The 6,629-nt window shown below is 40.3% G+C and carries 3 protein-coding genes; all 3 read left to right on the forward strand.

Annotated features, from left to right (window positions below; translation table 11 throughout):
* Window positions 1–1,093: GTP cyclohydrolase II (ribA, locus tag VJ937_RS07035; protein ID WP_324066190.1), on the forward strand; the 1,093-nt coding region annotated here is incomplete at its 5' end.
* 95 nt (window positions 1,094–1,188) lie between these two features.
* Window positions 1,189–3,558: a GAF domain-containing protein gene (locus VJ937_RS07040; protein WP_324066191.1), complete on the forward strand. Its 2,370-nt coding sequence runs from the start codon at window positions 1,189–1,191 to the stop codon at window positions 3,556–3,558.
* A gap of 111 nt (window positions 3,559–3,669) precedes the next feature.
* Window positions 3,670–6,546 (forward strand): M16 family metallopeptidase, encoded by a 2,877-nt coding sequence (locus VJ937_RS07045; protein ID WP_324066192.1) that lies wholly within the window; start codon window positions 3,670–3,672, stop codon window positions 6,544–6,546.
* Window positions 6,547–6,629: the final 83 nt, after the last annotated feature.

The raw sequence follows: 6,629 nt of genomic DNA on the forward strand, positions 1-6,629 counted from the left end.
GATTTGCGCGCCAATTCCTGAAGGCCGCTGCGAAGACCTTGACCTTGAGTTAATGGTAGGCAAAAATACCGCATTACACGAAACCCCTTTTACGGTATCTGTAGATTTGCTTGGCCATGGATGTACTACAGGTATTTCAGCTGCTGATCGCTCAAAAACAATAAAAGCACTTGTGGAGGATGAAACAACTCCGGAAGATTTAGGACGCCCCGGACATATCTTTCCACTTAAAGCAAAAGAAAAGGGTGTGATCAGGCGTGCCGGTCATACAGAAGCTGCTGTAGATTTAACACGATTGGCCGGACTTAAACCCGGTGGTGCACTCGTGGAAATTATGAATGACGACGGTACCATGGCCCGGCTCCCCGAGCTTATGGAAATGGCAGAAAAGTTTGATCTCAAAATCATTTCTATTAAAGACCTCATTGCATATAAACTACGAAAAGAGAGCTCTGTAATAAGAGGAGTAGAGGTTGACATGCCCACTGAATATGGACATTTCAGGCTAATTCCGTTCCTTCAGAAAACCAATGGAATAGAACACGTTGCACTGATAAAAGGCGATTGGGATGAAAACGATACTGTATTGGCAAGGGTGCACAGCTCCTGTGTAACCGGTGATATCTTCGGCTCAAAAAGATGCGACTGCGGTGAGCAATTGCATAAAGCAATGAAAGCCATCGAAGAAGAAGGAAGAGGTGCCATAGTTTACCTCAGTCAGGAGGGACGGGGCATAGGCCTGATGAATAAAATAAAGGCCTACAAACTACAGGAAGAAGGGTACGATACCGTCGAAGCTAATGAAAAGTTGGGTTTTGACCCCGATGAGCGCGACTATGGAATAGGAGCCCAGGTACTACGTGAGTTAGGAGTACGTAAACTAAAATTACTTACAAATAATCCGATAAAACGTGTCGGTTTAGAAGGATATGGCATTGAAATAATAGAAAATGTACCGATCGAAATTGAGCCTAATCCACACAATATGTTTTATCTGAAAACTAAACGCGATAAAATGCACCATCACTTTAAGTTTTTTCAATATGAGGTTGATGAACTTAAACAACGGGATGAGAAGGAGAAAAAACAGTGAAACTATGCACCGCATTGGTGAAAAAATCTGATATATTTCGGCTGGCATTAAAAATTACTTAATTTTATAAGGTTTATTCTAAATACCCATATTGTATGTCGAGATTAAGGGACTTTTTTAAATTGGGCGGTAGCCTGAGACGAAAAATGCTTTATTCGCTTTTCCTGACTTTTCTGCTGATTCTTGGAGCAGTTTTATCCTACGTCACAATAAAAAGCGAGCAACTTGCCCTTAATAATGCCCGTGAGCTAGCACAATCTTATGCAAATGGCTACGCCAAAAACATTCAGGACCGATTGAATATCGATATGGGTATGGCCCGGGCCCTCAGTCATTCATTGCATGGTTTTACCAATTTACCTGTTGAGCAAAGGATGTCGATCGATAGCAATATGATGTACAATATTGCCAGCCAAAATGAGGAGTTTCTTGCAGTTTGGACCATTTGGGAACGCAAAACCTTCGATACTACATGGACGCTGCCTTATGGCAGGGGACGGTTTACCATATTCAGAGAAAAAGGGCAACTAAAATATCGCGAAGAGCTTTTAGACCTTGAAGGCGATAAAGTTGATGGTGCGTATTATAAAATGAAAGTTTCAAAGGAAGAAACCATTCTTAATCCATACTCCTTCACATATTCTGGCAACGAAGAAGATGCCATACTGGAAACAAGCCTCTGTGTACCAATTCTGCAAAATGATCAATTTATTGGATTGGCCGGTATGGATATAAGTCTTGAAAGTTACCAACGGGTAGTTAATCAGGTTGAACCCATTGAGGGTAGCCAGTTGTATTTGTTGGCCAATGACAATAGCTTTGTGACGCATCCCGATGATAATATGTTGGGTGAGCATTTTAATGAGAGTTTTCCCGCATTGGTTGATACGTTTAGTATTGAAAAACACGTGAGCGATGGCGAGCCTCTAAGCTTTGAATACGAAAACGGTAAAACATATTTTTATTCATTTGCTCCAATATACGTCGGAAAATCTACAACACCCTGGTCATTGATGTTAAAAGCACCATTGGATACCATAATGGAAGAGGCGCGCAGAGGTGTATTTATTTCACTTATTGTAGGTTTAATTGGTTTAGCCCTTATGACGGTAATTGTATGGATTATCAGCAGGTCAGTGACACGACCCATAAAATCGACCACAAGGGTATTACAAAAACTCGCAAAAGGAAACCTCGAAGATATTACTACACTGGAAGTAACATCAAAAGATGAGCTGCAGGATATGTCAGACTCACTCAATACACTGATGTCCGGGTTACAGCATACCGCAGAGTTTGCCCGTAGTATTGGAGAGGGGAAACTCGATACGGAATATAATCTCTTATCAGAAAACGATACGCTTGGGCATGCTTTGCTTGATATGCAGGAGAGTTTAAGAAATGCGCGCCTCGAACAAAAGAGACGTAATGAAGAGGAAGAGCGTCAGAACTGGATAACAGAAGGACTGGCAAAGTTCGGCGATATACTCAGAAAGAATAACGATAATTTAAAGCAGCTCTCCTTTAATATCATGAAAAACCTTGTCGATTATATTGGAGCTTCGCAAGGTTGCATTTATGTGCGGACAGACGATGAGGAAGAAGAAAAATACCAGCTTACTTCAGCCATAGCTTACGACAGGCGAAAACTTTTGAAAGATGTGGTTGAACCCGGAGATGGATTAATTGGCCGGGTTGTACACGAAAAACTAACCATATACATGACCGATGTACCCGATGATTATGTTTTTATCACATCTGGTCTGGGAGAAGCCAATCCGAAAAGCATTTTGATTGTGCCATTAATTCTGAATGATGAAGTATATGGAGCTTTGGAGTTGGTTTCATTTAATGAATTTGAAAAATATCATATCCAGTTTGTTGAGCAAATTGCCGAAAGCATTGCATCCACAATTTCAAGTGTGAAAGTTACCGAGCGTACCAACAGGTTGCTTAAGGAGTCGCAGCACCAACGTGAGGAGCTGTCGTCACAAGAGGAAGAAATGCGGCAAAACCTTGAGGAATTGAAGGCTACACAGGAAGAGGCTGCACGCCGCGAAACAGAGATGAATGCATTAATTGAAGCCCTGGGCTCTTCCGTGCTGATTACTGAGTTTGATCTGGATGGAATGGTGCTGAATATAAACCATAAATGTGTTGATTTACTGGGGATTCAGCCAGAAAAGATGAGGGGAAAGCATCATAAAAGCCTTGGGTTGGATAATACTACTGCTTCTGGTGCCTATAAGAAATTTTGGTCAGATCTCAACCGGGGTAAAACAAAGAAGCGTATCTCAGAAGTCAATATTGCAGGTAAAACCAAATATATTGAAGAGACTTATATTCCAGTAACCGATTCTGAAGGTACCATCCACAAAATAGTGGGTATTGGCTACGATTTTACTAAGGTAAAAGAGAAAGATCTGGAGATTGAGCGGTTAAAAAATGAACTGGATCAAAAATAAATAACCTTATAGTGTAGCTTAACTGTTTTTTAACACCTTTCATTTGTAACTAAAACACTGTAACTTTCGTCAAAGTTTTGTTACATTTAATAAACTATAAAAATCACAGTTATGAAAATTTCCACATGGGCACTTACAGTGCTCTTTTTGCTCTCTGCATTCGGAGCAGGTGCAACCGAAAAACCCCGTATTGAAACCTACAAACTAAAAAACGGACTCACCGTAATTCTTAAAGAAGATCACCGGCAGCCAAAAGTTTTTGGCGTTGTCATTACCAGGGCAGGAGCTAAAGATGATCCTGCCGATGCCACTGGTATGGCACATTACCAGGAGCATATGCTTTTTAAGGGCACCCAAAGCCTTGGTACAACAAGCTGGGAAAAAGAAAAACCGCACATCGACCGAATTTTCGAATTGTATGATGAATTGGGTCAAACTAAAAATGATTCAGCCCGGAAAGCCATTCAAAAGCAGATTAATGAAGCTTCCCTGGCTGCAGGTGAGTATGCTATATTAAATGAAACCAGCTTTTTGATAAATGCAATGGGCGGTACCCGGCTTAATGCCGGAACAGGACCCGATCAAACTATTTATTACAATCAGTTTCCCCCCAATCAGATTGAAAAATGGCTCGACCTTTATTCTGAAAGGTTTTATAAACCCGTATTCAGAACTTTTCAGTCGGAGTTGGAGGTCGTATATGAAGAAAAAAATATGTATGATGACCAGTTTTTTACCGGATTATACGAGGCCTTCAATAAAGATTTTTTCAAAAATCACCCATATGGGCAACGCACCACAATTGGAACGGCCGAAGACCTGAAAAACCCATCGCTTAGTAAAATGTATAAATTTTTCACCGATTGGTATCGCCCCAATAATATGGCATTGGTGATGGTAGGCGATTTTAACACAGAACAAATAAAACCACTGATTGCAAAAAAGTTTAGTAAATGGGAGAAAGGTGAGGTTCCTTCACATAAAACTTACACAGAAGAACCATTTGATGGACGCGAATTCAAGAAAGTCCGTATGTCGCCTATTCCGCTTGGAGCCATTGGTTTTCGTTCCCCATCTGAAAAAAACGATGATATTTTAAAGTGGGAAATGACCGTGAAAGTGCTTGCCAATAGAATGCAAACCGGCTTACTCGATCAATTGATGGTCAATAATGAGATGCCTTTGGCAACTGTTTTAAACATGCCCTACCAGGACTATGGCCAAACAGTAATGATTTACTTCCCGGGATTTTTTAAACGCCTTAAAAAAGGTGAGAAAAAAATAATGGCCCAAATAGAACGACTCAAAAAAGGCGATTTTTCTGATGATCTTTTGGAGGCCATAAAAGCCGAAATGTATAAAACTTATCAGTTAAAGCTTGAGTCTATCGAAAACCAGGCTGTCAATCTTGCCTATACATTTACCAATGATAAAGACCCACAAAGTGTTTATGAGCGTCCTCAAAAGATTAAAGCGGTTACTAAAAACGATATCGTTGAAATGGCCAATAAATACTTTACCGATAACCGGCTTGTCATGTATTCAAAAATGGGATTCCCCAAAAAAGAAAAACTTCAGAAACCCGGTTACGAGCCTGTTGTGTCCAACACCAATGCCAAATCGCCCTATCGCAAAAAGTTTGAGCAAATTCCCTCGACCGATTATGAAATAGAGCCTGTTGATTTGGACAAATCAGTCCTTAAAGCTGATATATATCCCAAAGTACATCTTCGCCAGTCGCATAACCCACTCAATGATATTGCGCAGCTGCATATACAGTTTAATAAAGGTCGCAAACATGATATGATGCTAGCATACACCGCTCGCGCTATGAACAATGCGGCTCCTGAAGGAATGAATTTGCAGCAGTTTAAAGAGGCAATGGGAAATACAAACTGTAATTATAATTTTTATTCAAATAATGGTTATATCGGAGTCAGCATTAAAGGTCCAGAAAGTAAATTGCCAGAAGCATATGACCTGGTTAGCCAATTAATTGCCAACCCGACCATCACCAAAGACAAGATTAAGCAAATGTACAAAGAGGAAAAAATATCCCGCAAAATGGAAAAGACTGAGCCGGATATGATGGCTTCGGGATTGTACAATTACTTGATTTATGGTGATAAGTCGCCTTATTTAAATAGACTGCCTGTAAAAGATATTAAAAGACTTGATCCTGAAGAACTTTTTAATCCGTTTCGTGATGCGTTGACTTTCGAAGCCGATTTGTTTTACACCGGCCAAAACAGCCTTGATGAAACTGTGGCCGAGATTAAAACACATTGTCCTTTTTTAGCTAAGGTAAAGGTTGACGGAAATGGTTTCCCGGCTCCCGGCTTCAGGAAATTTGAGCAAAATGAGGTTTATTTCATAGATCATAAGCGTGCAAAACAAAGTAAGCTGTTCTTATTTATTAATCAGGATAAGATAGCACCCGATGAGGTTCCTTTGGTAGAAGCATTTAATATGTATTTTGGCGGTGGCTTTTCTGGTCTTGTGCTGCAGGAAATACGTGAATACAGAAGCATGGCATACTCTGCTGGGGCCAATTTTCAATTGCCCGTTCAGAAGGAACACAATGCCATTTTTGCCGGTTTTGTTGGCACGCAGTGCGATAAAACCCTCGAAGCATTGGAGATTTTTAACGGACTTATCCGTGATATGCCTGAAAAACCTGAAAGAATGGACATGATCAGAAATTACCTGGTAAATTCTGCAATTACTAAAAAACCAGGTTTCAGGGGCTTGCCCTGGAAAGACAGAACCTGGAAGCGGGAAGGGTTTGATAAAGATCCTATCCCGGATAAAGTGAAGGCGTATCAGAATCTCACATTCGATGATATTGTGAAATTTTATGAACAAAAAATAAAAGATAAAGCCGTTGTGATTGCTTTGGTGGGAGATGCCGAACAAATAAGCATGGACGGACTTAAAAAATATGGAGATATCCAGGTAAAAGAGTGGGACGATGTCTTTACGAAATAAATTTAACCGAAACTAAATACAAAAGCGCTGTTCTTGAGGAATGGCGCTTTTTTTATTGCTTTTGGCTTCTTTTAGTTATTTTT

Source organism: Salinivirga sp. (assembly GCF_035268865.1).
In the GTDB taxonomy this organism is placed as follows: Bacteria; Bacteroidota; Bacteroidia; order Bacteroidales; family Salinivirgaceae; genus Salinivirga.

What these genes read in the sequence shown, in the direction of transcription:
- VJ937_RS07045 (WP_324066192.1), top strand. Translation starts at nt 3,670, where the DNA reads ATGAAAATTTCCACATGGGCACTTACAGTGCTCTTTTTGCTCTCTGCA.
- VJ937_RS07040 (WP_324066191.1), top strand. Translation starts at nt 1,189, where the DNA reads ATGTCGAGATTAAGGGACTTTTTTAAATTGGGCGGTAGCCTGAGACGA.